13 protein-coding genes are annotated in these 15,696 nt (G+C 54.4%); 3 read left to right on the top strand and 10 right to left on the bottom strand.

What is annotated here, in order from left to right:
• Positions 1 to 246 precede the first annotated feature (246 nt).
• Positions 247 to 1,689 carry a protein adenylyltransferase SelO gene (locus tag D9980_RS05975; protein ID WP_121606711.1) on the top strand — a complete coding sequence of 481 codons (1,443 nt, stop codon included), beginning with the start codon at positions 247 to 249 and terminating at the stop codon, positions 1,687 to 1,689.
• Between the two features lie 27 nt (positions 1,690 to 1,716).
• On the opposite strand, the gene D9980_RS05980 is transcribed toward D9980_RS05975, so the two are convergent.
• The 7 genes from D9980_RS05980 to D9980_RS06010 form a co-directional block, all read right to left on the bottom strand.
• Entirely contained in the window at positions 1,717 to 2,502 is a 786-nt protein-coding gene (locus tag D9980_RS05980) for a heme ABC transporter ATP-binding protein (protein WP_121606712.1), read from the bottom strand.
• Positions 2,495 to 3,499 carry an iron ABC transporter permease gene (locus D9980_RS05985; RefSeq protein WP_121606713.1) on the bottom strand — a complete coding sequence of 335 codons (1,005 nt, stop codon included), beginning with the start codon at positions 3,497 to 3,499 and terminating at the stop codon, positions 2,495 to 2,497. The genes D9980_RS05980 and D9980_RS05985 overlap by 8 nt, the downstream gene beginning before the upstream one ends.
• On the bottom strand, positions 3,499 to 4,329 hold the full coding sequence (locus D9980_RS05990) for a hemin ABC transporter substrate-binding protein (RefSeq protein WP_121606714.1): 831 nt from the start codon (positions 4,327 to 4,329) through the stop codon (positions 3,499 to 3,501). Before D9980_RS05990 ends, D9980_RS05985 begins: the two co-directional genes overlap by 1 nt.
• The gene (locus tag D9980_RS05995) at positions 4,326 to 5,360 is read right to left on the bottom strand and encodes a hemin-degrading factor (protein WP_121606715.1); all 1,035 of its coding nucleotides are present in this window, start codon (positions 5,358 to 5,360) and stop codon (positions 4,326 to 4,328) included. The genes D9980_RS05990 and D9980_RS05995 overlap by 4 nt, the downstream gene beginning before the upstream one ends.
• A gap of 67 nt (positions 5,361 to 5,427) precedes the next feature.
• Positions 5,428 to 7,500, bottom strand: coding sequence for a TonB-dependent hemoglobin/transferrin/lactoferrin family receptor (locus tag D9980_RS06000; RefSeq protein WP_121606716.1), 2,073 nt, complete (start codon positions 7,498 to 7,500; stop codon positions 5,428 to 5,430).
• A gap of 94 nt (positions 7,501 to 7,594) precedes the next feature.
• Positions 7,595 to 7,789, bottom strand: a complete 195-nt coding sequence (gene hemP, locus D9980_RS06005; RefSeq protein ID WP_021804574.1) for a hemin uptake protein HemP — start codon at positions 7,787 to 7,789, stop codon at positions 7,595 to 7,597.
• A 155-nt stretch (positions 7,790 to 7,944) separates the two neighbouring features.
• Positions 7,945 to 8,430 carry a glutathione peroxidase gene (locus D9980_RS06010; RefSeq protein WP_021804573.1) on the bottom strand — a complete coding sequence of 162 codons (486 nt, stop codon included), beginning with the start codon at positions 8,428 to 8,430 and terminating at the stop codon, positions 7,945 to 7,947.
• A gap of 347 nt (positions 8,431 to 8,777) precedes the next feature.
• Here D9980_RS06010 and D9980_RS06015 point away from each other — a divergent pair, with 347 nt between their 5' ends.
• On the top strand, positions 8,778 to 9,089 hold the full coding sequence (locus tag D9980_RS06015; protein ID WP_162304239.1) for a hypothetical protein: 312 nt from the start codon (positions 8,778 to 8,780) through the stop codon (positions 9,087 to 9,089).
• A gap of 82 nt (positions 9,090 to 9,171) precedes the next feature.
• Here D9980_RS06015 and D9980_RS06020 read toward each other — a convergent pair whose 3' ends face one another.
• Positions 9,172 to 10,218 carry a 3-deoxy-7-phosphoheptulonate synthase gene (locus D9980_RS06020; RefSeq protein ID WP_024486981.1) on the bottom strand — a complete coding sequence of 349 codons (1,047 nt, stop codon included), beginning with the start codon at positions 10,216 to 10,218 and terminating at the stop codon, positions 9,172 to 9,174.
• 169 nt (positions 10,219 to 10,387) lie between these two features.
• Positions 10,388 to 11,209: a pyruvate, water dikinase regulatory protein gene (locus D9980_RS06025; protein ID WP_021804571.1), complete on the bottom strand. Its 822-nt coding sequence runs from the start codon at positions 11,207 to 11,209 to the stop codon at positions 10,388 to 10,390.
• 473 nt (positions 11,210 to 11,682) lie between these two features.
• Between D9980_RS06025 and ppsA the strand changes: the two genes are divergently transcribed.
• Positions 11,683 to 14,058 (top strand): phosphoenolpyruvate synthase, encoded by a 2,376-nt coding sequence (ppsA, locus tag D9980_RS06035; RefSeq protein WP_121608965.1) that lies wholly within the window; start codon positions 11,683 to 11,685, stop codon positions 14,056 to 14,058.
• A gap of 454 nt (positions 14,059 to 14,512) precedes the next feature.
• Here the strand turns inward: ppsA and ydiK are convergent, their stop codons facing one another.
• Entirely contained in the window at positions 14,513 to 15,613 is a 1,101-nt protein-coding gene (gene ydiK, locus D9980_RS06040; RefSeq protein WP_121606718.1) for an AI-2E family transporter YdiK, read from the bottom strand.
• Positions 15,614 to 15,696: the final 83 nt, after the last annotated feature.

Genomic DNA, 15,696 nt, shown 5'->3' on the forward strand with positions numbered 1-15,696 from the left:
ATTTTTACCGTGATCCCTGTACTGATAATTATTGTCGCTTTATCATTGATAAAGCACTTTAGCCATGCGCGTAGTAGGTCATTAAAAGACTCACGCCGCCGGCGTTAAATAACCAAGCTAATAGGGCTCGCCGCCGCTTTTTAGTGTACCACGCCCCTTAAGGTTATCGGCCAGGGGCGAATCCCTTGTAAATCCTCCGTGTTAATCCGCACCTTCAGGCTCTACACTAAACGTTACGGAGGGCCTATGCCGCAATTTGAAAACGCTTATTACCAACAGCTGCCCGGTTTTTATACCGCACTGCCACCGACGCCGCTTAAAGCAGCCCGTCTGCTGTATTACAGCCAGCCGCTGGCTCAGGAACTGGGGCTGGACCCAAGCTGGTTTACCCCAGAGAAAACGCCAATTTGGGCAGGTGAAACCCTGTTACCCGGCATGCAGCCTTTGGCGCAGGTTTACAGCGGCCATCAGTTTGGTTCCTGGGCGGGGCAATTGGGAGATGGCCGGGGGATCCTGCTGGGCGAACAGCGGCTCGCGGACGGCCGCAGTATGGACTGGCATCTGAAAGGCGCCGGGTTGACGCCGTATTCCCGCATGGGTGATGGGCGGGCGGTGCTACGCTCGGTGATCCGTGAATTCCTGGCCTCCGAGGCGCTATACCATTTGGGGATCCCGACGACGCGGGCCCTGACGATAGTCACCAGCGAACATCCGGTGTTCCGTGAACAACCGGAGCGCGGGGCAATGCTGCTGCGGGTGGCGGAAAGCCATGTCCGCTTTGGCCATTTCGAACATTTCTATTACCGCAAACAGTCGGAACAGGTCAGGCAACTGGCGGACTTCGTTATTGCGCGCCACTGGTCGCAATGGGTTGATGAACAAGATCGCTATCTGCTGTGGTTTACCGATGTGGTGGAACGCACCGCACGTATGATTGCCCATTGGCAGTGCGTGGGATTTGCCCACGGCGTGATGAATACCGACAATATGTCGATCCTCGGCCTGACGATGGATTATGGGCCTTATGGTTTCCTTGATGACTACCGGCCCGATTATATCTGCAATCACTCCGATCATCAGGGCCGTTATGCGTTCGATAACCAGCCAGCCGTGGGGCTATGGAACCTGCATCGATTGGCGCAAACGCTGTCCGGTTTACTGAGTGCCGAGCAGTTACAGCAGGCACTGGCCGCCTATGAACCGGCGCTGATGCAGGCTTATGGCGAGCAAATGCGTGCCAAACTGGGCTTGTTTACCCAGTCGAAACAGGATAACGATCTGCTGACCGGCTTATTGAGCCTGATGGCGCAAGAGGGGCGTGACTACACCCGGACCTTCCGTTTATTGAGCGACGTTGAGCAGCAGCAGGCGCAAACGCCAATGCGCGACGAATTTATCGATCGCGATGCGTTCGACGGCTGGTATCAAAAATATCGCCAGCGCTTACAGCTTGAACAGGTGAGTGATGCCGAGCGCCAGCAAGCGATGAAGCTGGCGAATCCTAAACTGATTTTGCGTAATTATCTGGCGCAACAGGCCATCGAAGCGGCAGAGCAGGACGATGTCAGCAAGCTGGCACGTTTGCACCAGGCGTTGCTGCAACCTTTTGCCGATGATGCTCAGTATGACGATCTGGCGGCCTTACCACCGGATTGGGGCAAGCACTTGGAAATTTCCTGTTCGAGCTGAATGCAGCAAGCCCTCCATGGCTTACCGTTACTGCCGTAAAAATACCTGCGGCAGTGCGGTTTCCGGGTGGGCGGTGACACCGAGATCGGCCTGATACCAACGTGTCAGGATATCCGTCTGTAATACCTGCTGCGGGGTACCGGAAGCGACCAGGCGGCCCTGATGCAACAACAGAATACGATCGGCGTACAGCGCGGCCAGATTAAGATCGTGCAATACGCAACAGACCGCCAACGGTTGCTGACGCGTCAGGGAGCGCAGAAGGCGTAAGGTATGCTGCTGATGATACAGATCGAGCGCCGAGGTAGGTTCATCAAGGAATAACCAGGATGGTGCGGGTTGCGGCTGCCACAACTGCACCAATACTCTGGCCAGTTGCACCCGCTGCTGTTCCCCGCCGGATAGCTGGCGGTAATCGCGTTGGGCCAGGCTGGCGCAATCGGTCTGTTCCATCACCTGTTGGATCGCCCGTTTGGCATCGCGCCCGCTATGCGGAGAGCGTCCCATGGCAACCACTTCTTCTACGGTAAACGGAAAGGCCAGCTCGCTGTGTTGACGCATTACCGCCCGAACCTTAGCCAACTGCTGCGGTTGCCACTGCTCAAGCGGTTTACCTTGCAGGCGGCACTCGCCACAGTCTGCGGCCAGATAACCGGTAAGTAAGCGAAGCAGGGTCGACTTCCCCGCGCCGTTGGGGCCGATAATCGCCACCATCTCACCGCTGGCGATACTGAGGGAAACATCAGTGATCAACCGGCGCTCCCCCAGGTTGTAACGCAATTGCCGTGCTGTCAGCGTTGATGAATCATCCACCCGTGCGCTCCCGCTGGCGCATCACCAGCCACAGAAAATAGGGACCACCGATCAGGCTGGTCATCAGGCCTACTGGCATTTCTGCCGGAGCGACCAGCGTACGTGCCAGCGTATCGCTCACCAACAGCAGGCAGGCACCGCCGAGGGCAGAGGCTGGCAACAACCAGCGGTGATCGCCCCCAAGCCGCATACGCACCAGGTGGGGAACCACCAGGCCAATAAAACCGATGACGCCGCTCATCGCTACCGCGGCCCCAATCAGCAAGGCGCTCAACAGTAGCAACTGTAGCTTGGCGCGTTGCACATTAACCCCAAGGTAATGTGCCTCTTCATCGCCCAGCTGTAGCAGATTCAAACGACGAGCCTGTAACAGCGTCAGCAATGCGGCTGGCAAGATCAGCGAAGCGGACACCACTAAGGTAGGCCACTGTGACTGGCTAAGGCTGCCCATCATCCAGAGTGAAAACTGACGTAATTGCTGATCGCTACTGAGGTACGACAGTACGCCTATCGCTGCCATGCACAGCGCATTGATGGCGATACCGGCCAGCAACAGCCGCGACAGGCTGCCGTGTCCGCTGCGGCTGATGCCGTAAATCAGTATCGAAACCAGCAGGCTGCCAAGAAACGCCGCCAGCATATGGCTGTACAGAGCGATGAGCGGGGGCAGGGCCAGCGGCATGACGATCACCAGGGCGACGAACAGTGCACCGCCGCTGCTGATCCCCAACAGACTGGGATCGGCCAAGGGGTTGCGGAACAGCCCCTGCATCACCGCACCGGAAACGGCCAACGCGCAGCCGATGACCACGGCCAATAGCACGCGAGGCAGGCGAATATTCAGCCAGATATGCCAGGAGGCATCGCTGAGGGGAGCCAGCCACAGGGTGCGAAATGACAGTGTCAACGCCCCCAGGTTAGCGGCCCCAAGCGCCAGGACCGTCAGCAAGATCAGCAGGCTGCCGATCGCCAGGCGGGGTGAGGTTCGGCATCGCATTACTTTTGCTCCGCCGCTTTACGCAACAGACCCAGCGCCTGCGGTGTTTCCAGACCAAAACCAAGCAGCGCCATATCATCAACGATCAGCACGCGGCGGTTTTTCCCCGCCGGTGTCAGAGCCATGCCGGGCAACAGCCACAGGTTTTCCTGGCCACCGATGGAGCGAACGCCATCGGTAGTCACCAGCAGCAAGTCTGGTTCACTGGCAATCACGCCCTCTTGCGAGAGTGGGCGGTAACGGCTGAAACCTTGCATCGCGTTTTTCAACCCAGCCGCTCTGATAATGGCATCTGCCGCGGTTTGTTGGCCCGCGGCCATGGGGGTGATACCTCCGTGACTCATCACGAACAGCACTTTCACCGGCAGCGGCGTATTGGCTATTGCTGCCAACTGTTGCTGATAGCGTTCGGCCAACTGCTTGCCTTGGCTACTGCGATGGATGGCATCGGCTATCACGCTGATTTTTTTGGGCACCGCCTGCACGGTGGTATCCCCAGGGATACGCACCACCTTCACGCCACTGTCTTCCAATTGCTTAAGCACCAACGCGGGCTCAGCTAATTCGGTGGTCAGGATCAGGGTGGGGTTCAGCGCCAGGATCCCTTCGGCATTCAGCTGGCGCATATAGCCGACGTCGGGCAATTTCTGCACCGCAGCAGGGTGCAAACTGGTACTGTCTCGTGCCACAACTTCATCGCCCGCGCCCAGCGCGAAGGCAATTTCGGTCACGTCACCGCCTATTGAGACAATCCTCTCGGCCGCCACGGCGGCTAATGGAAACGCCAGGGCGATGCACAGCGCCAGGCGACGGGGCAATGAAGCTATCATGCGGCGACTTCCTTCGGTTCAAGTGCAGCAACCTGCTCACGCCACTGGAGCTGCTCCGGTTGGCCTTCGGTACGCTGCCCGTAAAGTTGGGCGATCTGGGTGCCATCGGCAGCAAACAGCTCCAGGCTGGTGACCATGCCATCTTTAGTTGGTTTGCGGGTGATCCAGCTTTCGGCGATCGCCCCTTCAATCAGGTGCAGGATAAAGTGGCGGTTGAAGATGTTGACCCAGCCGTCCTGCGGCATCAGGCGCTCAATCTGGCCGGTAAAGATCTGCACACAGCCCCGATTGCCGACGAAGATCATGATTTCGTTTTGCGCAGACTTGGCGGCTTCCAGGATCGCCGTCAGCGCGCTGTTGTCCACTCGATAGGCCAGATCGTTGCCCACGGCGCGGAAGGCCTGTTGACGGGTCAGATTATTGCGGCTCAGCAGTTGGAAGAACTGGTGGACGTCGGTCATGGCCCGCCACTCGGCATCGATTTTGGCGGTATCTGGCGCGCCGTTACTCTCTTTAATCTCGGCCGGTTGCAGCTCCAGCGTCGGGTTTTCTGCACTTTGATGGCGCTCGACCAGGGCGAACCAGGCGGCGAGATCGGTTTCGTCGGTGGTGTAGACCTTATGCAGCGCGTCGCCTTGATGATCAAAGAACTGAATGCTGTGGCGCACGCCACGCTTGTTGGTTTCACTCAGGGCAAAAACGCTGGCCCATTGGTTGAGGAACAGGCGCAGATCCAGCTCGCGTGGGTTGAGGATCAGCCCGGCATGGCCATTGAGATGCTGATTCTGATAACGCCCAACCTGCTCGTGTACCGCATAGCTGTTACGAGTAATGGACTTGGTGACGCCAACCTGTTCCAGTTCGGTCAGCAGCGTACGGGCATCGGCTTGCAGGCGACGAGCATCGTGGCCGACGCGGGCGTGGGTCAGTTCGGCTTCGCTGATACCCAACAGCTCGGCCAGATCGCGGGCATATTTACCTGGGTGATCAATTTTCGCCTGCTCATAACGTTGGTATAGAGTCTCGCTCATTATTTTGCTTCCTGTAATTGTGGGTGAGGAGCGGGCAAAAACGGTCTGCCCGCTGTGGTTCAATGGGTTACCACTGATAGCTGACCAGCAGTTTGGCATTACGACCATCCTGCGGAATGCCCTGTGGTGAGTAATATTCTTTATCGAAGGCGTTCCCCAGTACCACGGTAGTGGTGACGCCCTGCAGGTTTTCGCGGCCTTTATAGCTTAGGTAGAAATCGTTCACGCCATAACCGGCTTGCTTGGTGTAGCCGGTAGCCACGTGGTGGGCACTCTGGGCAAAGGTTCCAACCCAACCGGTGGATAAACCGGTCTCGGCAATAGGAATATCCAACACGCTGGTGACCGTATCCGGGTTGATACTGGAGAGCCAGTCACCCGTAGTTTCATCTTTACCACGTGTGCGGTTGTAGGCCAGATCCAAACCGAACCACTGGGTTTTATAGTTCAGCGAGGCATCCCATCCCCAAATCTTGGCGCGATCGATATTGGTTGAGAAGGTGGTACAGCTAATGCAGTACATACCGCGTGGGCCACGGCCTAACTCCATGGTGACACCGGTAGTAATATAATCTTTGGCTTTGGTATCGAAGTAGCTGGCCTTGAATTGCAGGCTGTCATCGGCCATTAGCAGATCGTCAAAGCGTAAGCCGAAGCCGTATTCCTGCGTGGCGTTGGTTTCCGGCTTCAGATTCGGGTTAGGCACCCAATAGTTGGTGATGGTGGTCGGGCCCATCGGGATCGAGAAGTGCTTGGAGTCGTTGTACATCTCGCCCATGGTTGGTGCGCGGAACGCCTGAGCATAGGAGGCGAACATCATCAGCCAATCGGTAGGGGTAACGCTCATCGCACCACGGGATGACCACTTGTTGGCGTTGACGTCGTCATAACCGTCGCTAGAGCCTTTGTAGTTGTCATAACGCGTCCCAGCCAGGAAAGAGACGGGCAGGTCACGCAGAGTGATCTCATCCTGCAACCAGCCGGAAGCGAAGTTGATTTTGGCCTGCGGGAAGCTCTCTGTTGCGCCCCCCGGCGTCTGTTCCTGCCGGTAGGCTTCGCTACCATAGGTAAACAGGTGTGAAGCGAAGCTGTCGGCAAACAGGCGGGTACGGTTTTCCAGCTTGCCACCTTTGGTAGTTTGTTTGCGAGCTTCATCCGTGCTGCCGTCGGTATGCGCATTGATCTCTACTTCGGAGTAATAGAGCTTGGCATCGGCATCCAGCCAATCTTGGCCTGTGGGCTTGAGCTTATAGCCGAGCTGTGCGTCACGCTGAATCGTAGAACGGTTAGTTAACACATTGCTGCTGGAAACATCAGGCGTTTGCGGGTTCTTAGGTTCTTGTGCCCGGTTGTTGTAATAACGCAGATTACCGCTCAGGGACTGGTTGTCATCGATGGCCCAGGTGCCCTTGGCCAGAACGTTGCTGATGGTCTCGTCGTTCGGTGCATTAAAACCATCGCCCTGGCGAATATCGCCAATATCGCGGGTGCCGAAAGAGATCAGACCATCGAGATCGTCAGTTTTACCGTAAGCGCTGGCGCCCATGCCCAGGCTATGATCGCCGGTAGCCCCCGTGCCGAACACGCGATAGCCGGTGTTATGGCCGGGCAACAGCAGATCGGCGGCATCCACCGTTTCATAGGAGATAACCCCACCTAATGCGCCACTGCCGTACAACAATGCCGATGGGCCACGCACTACTTCAATCCGTTTTACCAAGCCAGGATCCAGGAAGGTGCCATTGATATGGCCGGTATCGGTTCCCTGACGAATACCATCAACCAGGATCAGCACGCCACGGCGATCGTAACCCCGCATCATAATGTCTTGCCCATTGCTCCGGCCAGTACCGGTCACGGTAACCCCAGGCACATGACGCAGCATATCGCCGGCGGTGGTGGCGGTTTGGCTCTGAGGGCTGTTGCCGTCGATCACCGTCACCATCATCGGCGCTTCAAAACTGCTGCGCTGATTACCGGTGGCGACCACGGTCATGGTCTCATCTTTGTTTTTTTCTTGTGCCTTGGTGGCAGCGGAAACACTGGTGTCGGTCTGGGCAAAAACCACCGTAGGCAAAGCGCAGGCAATGGCCAGGCTTAATGCGGATAAACGCAGCCGGGAGGCAAAAATGGCAGGCATGTGGCAACTCTCCGTATGACTCAACATATCAATAGATTTGCTGGCTGCCTGGATCGCAAGATCGGGGTGGCTGGCGTTAAAAGGAACTAAGACGTTATTTGGTTAAGATCAATTTTCCCGCTTTGGTTTGGCGAAGTTGATAGCGTTGCCCTTGATGGATGATCACCGCCAGCCCATCAGTGCCCAGCAGCTCGGCACTGTCGAAACAGGGCGGTAAAGCGGCAGGAGCACTGCCGTCAGGGGTAACCAAAGCGTTGTTGGACTGTTGGCAATTATTGAGATTGTCCATAAATTCAACCGGTAAATGGTAATTAATATCAAATTGATAATCATTATCATGTGAACGAAAGGTTACATCAAGGGAAATTTTCTTACCGATGGAACCTTTTTGTCGTCATGCTTACCGGAGCTAGATTGATTGCGATCAATTTGCTGATAAAACGGCTATTTCAACAGGGTTTCGATACGGCTGAACAGGCGCTCAGGTTTGGTGATGGGGGCAAAGCGTGTGATGCGCTCGCCATCGGCGGTGAGCAGGAATTTGGTGAAGTTCCACTTGATACGTTGGCTGCCTAACAGACCAGGAGCACGGCGTTTTAACTCGCTGAACAGGGGATGCGCCTGCGCGCCATTGACGTCGATCTTGCTGAACAGCGGAAAGCTGACGCCATAGTTGAGGGTGCAGAAGTTGGCAATCTCCAGCGGATTGCCCGGCTCTTGCCCGCCAAACTGATTGCAGGGGAAGCCCAGCACCATCAACCCGCGTGAGCGATAATACTGCCACAGCTTTTCCAAGCCCGCATACTGCGGGGTAAAGCCACACTTGCTGGCGGTATTGACCACCAAGTAGGCTCGCGCCGGAAAGTCAGCCAGCGTTTTATGTTCCCCTTGCAGGGTGATACAGGGAATGGACAGCAGTGAATGGTTCACGGAAGAGGGCTCCAGATCGGTTTAGCTCGGACGTTTGGCAAGTATAGCTGAATGACGTAAGAATACTTCGTAGAATATAGCATCAATAACCTGATTTAGGTGATGAAAATTAGATAATGCAGTGTTTAAAATCCCCACTTACTCGTTGAAAAGCAATAATTAAATTAAAGTCAGCATCACATGTAAATGCCATGTTATATTGAAAATGTTTAATTGATTAAGTAATAATAGGTGTTCAGCTTTTATTTTACAGGCATTGACGCTTGGGTTTTTGAATGTGTAACATTATTTTGTGGTATCTACGTAAATAGGGAAAGTATGAGCTAGTTGTTGCATAGGGAGATGATATGAATGTATTAAGTGTGGGATTTTTAATATTATCAGTCTGTTGCCACTTTCTTGTGGGTTCGAGAGTATTTCCAGACGTTAAGAGAAATACAATGATACTTGCCTCTTTGATGCTTTTGTTTGCAGGGGTATCTAGTGGCTATAAGATTTTCACTGCAAATTTTTGCATTATTCTCATGCTATTGGCTTGTGTAATACGGTGGGTTAAAGGAAAGAAACGCCTAAAAGAAATAGATAACATAGGTATGTTGTACGTAACTCTTTCTTTCATACCTTTTTTGGTTTTTATGATTGAGTGGATGAATTATTGAGTTTTCAATCCCATTACGAAAGTGATACTGAGTGAACGGATAAATGAGAGCCAGCAGGCCAAAAGCATGCTGGCTAAAATAATCAGAAACGGGTATCTACCGCATCGGCCAGCATAGCCAGCAACTGCTCGCTGTCCGACCAGCTCAGGCAAGGATCGGTAATGGATTGCCCGTAGGTTAGTGATTGGCCAGCCACAATCTTCTGCGTGCCTTCCACCAGGAAGCTTTCGGCCATCACGCCAGCCACGGCCACTGAGCCTGCACGGATCTGTTGGCAGACGTTTTCCGCCACTTCCAACTGGCGGCGATGCAATTTCTGGCAGTTGCCGTGGCTGAAGTCGATCACCAGTTGTTCAGGTAAATCGAACTCGCGCAGGCTATCACAGGCGGCAACCACATCGGTCGCGTGATAGTTTGGCGTCTTGCCGCCGCGCATGATGATATGGCCATAAGGATTGCCGCTGGTCTGGTAAATGGTCATCTGGCCGGTTTTGTCCGGTGACAGGAACATATGACCAGCGCGCGCGGCACGGATGGCATCAATGGCGATGCGGGTGTTGCCGTCGGTACCGTTTTTGAAACCGACCGGGCAGGAGAGCGCCGAGGCCATTTCACGGTGGATCTGGCTTTCGGTGGTGCGAGCGCCAATCGCGCCCCAGCTGATCAGGTCGGCAATATACTGGCCGATCACCATATCCAGGAACTCGGTCGCTGTTGGCAGGCCAAGTTGGTTCACTGACAATAGCAGTTTGCGCGCCATCTCAATGCCACGGTTGACCTGATAGCTGCCGTCCAGATCGGGATCGGAAATCAAGCCTTTCCAGCCCACCACGGTGCGCGGTTTTTCAAAATAGGTGCGCATCACGATTTCCAGGCGGTCCTGATAGCGCTCGCGCAGTGCGTTAAGGCGGGTGGCATAGTCCATCGCCGCATCCAGATCGTGAATGGAGCAGGGGCCAATCACCACCAACAGGCGCTTGTCTTCGCCGGTGAGGATTTTTTCAATACGTTTACGTGACGCTGTCACGTTATCGGCTACCGATGCTGAGATCGGCAACTTCTCTGCCAGCGCCTGAGGCGTGACCAAGCTGTCGATGCGCGCGGTCCGCAGTTCATCTGTTTTGTGCATGATTGTCTCTAAAACTGTTCTTCGCGACGGCAGGAATACCGGGAAGTGATGGCGATCACAATAACGCAAAAACCGCTGAATTCAACCGTAGAGATTGTGATCGGCTGATTAAAACCGGTAAAAAAGCACAAAAAAGGGGGCATAGACGACTATCCGCCAGCCCCTAGTATCAGAACATCCTCCGGCTCATACCGAGGATATCGAGGATTTTGGTGGAGATCTCCTCCACCGAATAGTTGGTGGTATTGAGATAGCGGATCTGGTTTTTGCGAAACAGCGCTTCCACCTCGGCAACTTCCATCCTGCATTGGCGCGGGGAAGAGTAACGGCTGTTTTCGCGGCGTTCTTCGCGGATCGCCGTTAACCGCTCTGGGTTGATGGTCAACCCAAATAATTTATGTTGAAACGGTTTTAGCGCGGCGGGTAGCTGCAAATTATCCATATCATCGGCAGTAAACGGATAGTTGGCCGCGCGGATACCAAATTGCATCGCCAGATACAGGCTGGTGGGGGTTTTACCGCAGCGGGATACGCCGAGCAGGATCACCTGCGCCTGATCGAGATTGCGCAGCGATATGCCGTCATCATGGGCCAGGGTGTATTCAATGGCCGCGATCCGGGCGTCATACTTGCCCAGGTTGTTTTCGGTCAGTCCGTGGGTGCGATTAGGTACCGGCGTTGGATCCACCGCTAATTCCCCCTGTAGCGGGCCAACCAGGGCCTGCACGATATCCTGACAGAACCCTTCACTTTGGGTGATCACCTGGCGCACTTCCGGCGAGATAATCGAATAGAACACCAGTGGGCGCACGCCAGTCTGCTGGTAAATATCATTGATCTGCTGGCATACGCCCCGCGCACGCGCTTCGGTTTCCACAAAGGGCAGAGTGAAAGTGGTGGCCTTGACGGGAAACTGTGACAGCACCGCATGCCCCAAAACTTCGGCGGTAATGGCCGTGCCATCCGAGATATAAAAAACGCTTCTTTCCACCCATAACTCCTTAATGCCTGAAACGACTGATAGCAACATCATGGTCTGCATACCCACATACGGTAAAGAGGGGGACAGAAATTTTGTGACGTTGGGAATCATTCGCGGCAATTAAATATATTTAATAAAACCTAATTTCATTTTTAATAAAATGACGAATGCTATTTTAGCTACCTGCTCAGAAGCAAATTGGCGCTATTTTCGTCAAATCAATCATTAAAAATACGGGTATTTAAGCAAAAGTTTAAATAATACATAATTTGTTGAATTGTAAGCTTTTAGCCAGTTAGGGAACGATCCCTAATAAAATTGTGCCCGCTGGAATTCTCTTAATTGCTATTTTCTTCATTGGCTTGATCGATTCACCTGTCCATTGTCTATGGATCATTGTGCTAGTGTGGGTGGGTGCCGTTTTTTGCGGTACGAGTCAAAAATCCGTCAATACCCTACTGATAGCAATAAGGATTGTCTCGATGTCTAACAATGGCCCAGACTTGCGTAATGTGCTTTGGTACAACCAGCTTGGCATGCACGACGTTGACCGTGTCGGTGGCAAAAATGCCTCCCTCGGTGAAATGATCACCAATCTCTCCGATTTGGGCGTGGCCGTACCCAACGGTTTTGCCACCACCGCCCAGGCATTTAACGATTTTCTTGAGCAAAGTGGGGTTAACCAGCGCATTTATCAGCTGCTGGATCAGACTGACGTTGACGATATTGCTCAACTGTCCAAGGCCGGTGCGCAAATTCGCCAATGGGTGATCGATACGCCTTTCCACGCGGAATTTGAACGTGAAATTACCCTGGCGTACCAACAACTCTCCGAGGGCGAAAGCGAAGCCTCCTTTGCCGTGCGTTCTTCCGCCACCGCCGAAGATATGCCAGACGCCTCGTTTGCCGGCCAGCAGGAAACCTTCCTCAACGTGCAGGGCATTGATGCGGTGATGGTGGCGATCAAACACGTCTTCGCCTCTTTGTTTAACGACCGGGCCATCTCCTACCGTGTGCATCAGGGTTACGATCACCGTGGCGTGGCGCTTTCCGCCGGTGTACAGCGCATGGTTCGCTCCGACCTGGCTTCCTCTGGGGTGATGTTTACCATCGATACGGAGTCCGGCTTTGATCAGGTGGTATTTATTACCTCGGCGTTTGGCCTGGGGGAAATGGTGGTGCAAGGGGCGGTCAACCCGGATGAGTTCTATGTCCATAAACCGACACTGTTGAAGGGCAAACCGGCCATTGTGCGCCGCAACCTTGGCTCGAAAAAAATCCGCATGGTGTACGCACCTTCACAGGATCACGGCAAGCAGGTCCGTATCGAGGATGTGCCAGAAGAGCAACGCAATCGTTTCTCTTTGACCGATGATGAAGTTCAGGCACTGGCACATCAGGCGTTGCTGATTGAAAAACACTACGGCCGCCCGATGGATATCGAGTGGGCCAAAGACGGCCACACCGGCAAGCTGCTGATAGTCCAGGCGCGGCCAGAAACCGTGCGCTCCAATGAGCAGGTGATGGAACGCTACCAACTGAACGGTAACAGCACCGTGCTGGTGGAAGGGCGAGCTATTGGCCATCGCATTGGGGCAGGCCCGGTGAAGGTCATCCACAATATCAGCGAAATGGATCGCATCGAACCGGGCGACGTATTGGTCACCGACATGACCGACCCGGATTGGGAACCGATCATGAAGAAGGCGGCAGCGATCGTTACCAACCGTGGCGGGCGTACCTGCCATGCGGCGATCATTGCCCGCGAACTGGGGATCCCTGCTGTTGTAGGCTGTGGCCACGCAACGGACCTGCTGAAAGAAGGGCAGAAAGTCACCGTCTCCTGCGCCGAAGGCGACACCGGTTTTGTCTACAGCGACATGCTGGAATTCAGCGTACAAAGCTCGGAAGTCACTGAACTGCCGGAACTCCCGTTGAAGATTATGATGAACGTCGGAAACCCTGACCGTGCGTTCGACTTCGCTCGCTTGCCAAATGAAGGTGTGGGGCTGGCCCGGTTGGAGTTTATTATCAACCGCATGATCGGCGTACACCCGCGTGCCCTGTTGGAGTTCGACCAGCAAACCCCGGATCTGCAGGCAGAAATCAAGACGTTGATGCTGGGTTATGACGATCCGGTCGAGTTCTATGTCGGTCGTTTGACCGAAGGGATCGCTACGCTTGGCGCTGCATTCTGGCCGAAGCGCGTCATCGTACGCCTTTCCGATTTCAAATCTAACGAATACGCCAACCTGGTCGGCGGCGAGAAATATGAGCCGCACGAAGAAAACCCGATGTTAGGTTTCCGTGGCGCGGGTCGTTACGTGGCAGACAGTTTCCGCGACTGCTTCGCCATGGAATGTGCCGCGATGAAGCGGGTACGTAATGAGATGGGCCTGACCAACGTTGAGGTGATGGTACCGTTTGTGCGTACCGTGGCTCAGGCGGAGGCCGTGGTGGCAGAGTTGGGGCGCCAAGGGCTCAAGCGCGGCGAGAACGGGCTGAAAGTGATCATGATGTGTGAGATCCCATCCAACGCCTTGCTGGCCGATCAGTTCCTTGAGCACTTCGATGGTTTCTCTATCGGTTCCAACGATATGACGCAGCTCACGCTGGGGCTGGATCGCGATTCCGGAGTGGTCTCTGAGCTGTTTGACGAGCGCAATGAGGCGGTTAAGGTGCTGCTTTCCATGGCGATCCAGGCGGCCAAGCGTCACGGTAAATATGTCGGCATCTGTGGGCAAGGCCCGTCAGACCATGCGGACTTTGCCGAGTGGCTGATGGATCAGGGGATTGATAGCCTGTCGCTTAACCCGGATACCGTGGTGCAGACCTGGGTTAATTTGTCACAAAGATAGTTTTAGGGGCGCTGCATGCTGCGCCCGTCAAGTTAAATAACATTGCCATTTTTTCATTAATTGCCAACCGCCGGTTAAACCTGGCGGTTTTTTTATATCGGCGGGTTATTTTGCACAAAAAAAAGCCCATCAACAGACGGGCAAAGACTACACACAGCAATTCAGTGATTCGGGGTTACCTTGTTGGCTGACTTGACTGGTAAAACAATGCATGGAAAGCAATGATTTTCAGCAAGATAGAGTTTTATACTAGGCAGTTATCTGGTGCGCGTCATTAAGAATCGTCCCAATAAAATAGCCTGGATTGTACTGGTTCATTGCGAGAACAGGTATTTGAATGGCATCTATTATTGCAACAAGTGAGTCAGCAGAATAATTATCGGCAGCGATGCGGCGGCGAAAGGGAATATGCGGGTTAATCGCCTGCCCAATGAATGGGCAGGCGATGTAGGGATCACAACTGTTCTAAATCTTTGGCGACTTCTTCCAGATCGGCGGTGGGCTCTGGAGCTTCGTTCACCCAGGCGCTAACCAACCGATAAGAGACCGCCAGCACGACTGGGCCGATAAACAGGCCAATCATCCCGAAGGCCAGCAGGCCACCGATAACGCCTGACAAGATCAGAATCAATGGCAAGTCGGCACCCATGCGGATTAGCGCCGGGCGCAGGAAGTTATCCAGCGTTCCGACCACGCAGCTCCACACCAATAGCACGGTGCCCCAGGTGGTGTCACCGGTCCAGTACAGCCAGATGATGGCCGGGATCAAGACCAACAATGGCCCCAGTTGGGCAAGGCAAAAGATGAACATCACTACGGTCAGCAAGGTGGCTGCGGGAATGCCAGAAATGGCCAACCCAATACCGCCCAGGATCGACTGCACCAATGCTGTCACCACCACGCCCAATGCAACGGCACGGATCGCTTGCCCGGCTAGTAACACGGCCGCATCGCCCCGAGTGGAAGCAAGGCGCACGGCAAAATGGCGGATCGCCATGCCGACCTGCTCACCGCGGGCGTACAGCAAGGCGCTGAACAGTAACATTAGCGAACAGTGGATCAGGAAACGACCAATATGCGCTGCCTGGGTGACAAACCAGGTGGCGGTCTGGCCGAAGTAAGGTTGAATTTTGGCCACCAGGGCGTTACCACCGGTGTTCACCAACAGATGATAGCTGTTATAGACTTTGTGCCCAATCACCGGAATGGAGCGCAGCCACTCCAACTGTGGAACATGGAGCTGGCCCGGCGAGTTCACCCAGGCTACGATTGGCGCGCTGTTATCCACCACGCTGCTGATCAGCAGGGCAATAGGCAGCACAAACAGCAAGAGCAGCAGGATAGTCATCGCCACCACTGCCAGCGACCGGCGGCCCCAAAGTAGGCTCTGCAGTTTAATCAATACCGGCCAGGTGGCGATCACCACCATCGATGCCCAGGCAAATCCCAGAATAAAGGGTTGAATGACCCAAAAACTGGCGACGATCATAATGGCGATAAACAGCACACCAAAAATTATCGTCGGTAAATCGTAGCGGCGTTGCGGTTGTGTCATGAATGCATTTTCATCCTAGTGAGTTAATTCCTTGGTACCCTTTTATCATGGAGCATTTTTGGCAACTTTCACAGTCAGCCGCA

The sequence above is a fragment of the Serratia sp. 3ACOL1 genome, assembly GCF_003668775.1.
GTDB classification, from domain to species: Bacteria; Pseudomonadota; Gammaproteobacteria; order Enterobacterales; family Enterobacteriaceae; genus Chania; species Chania fonticola.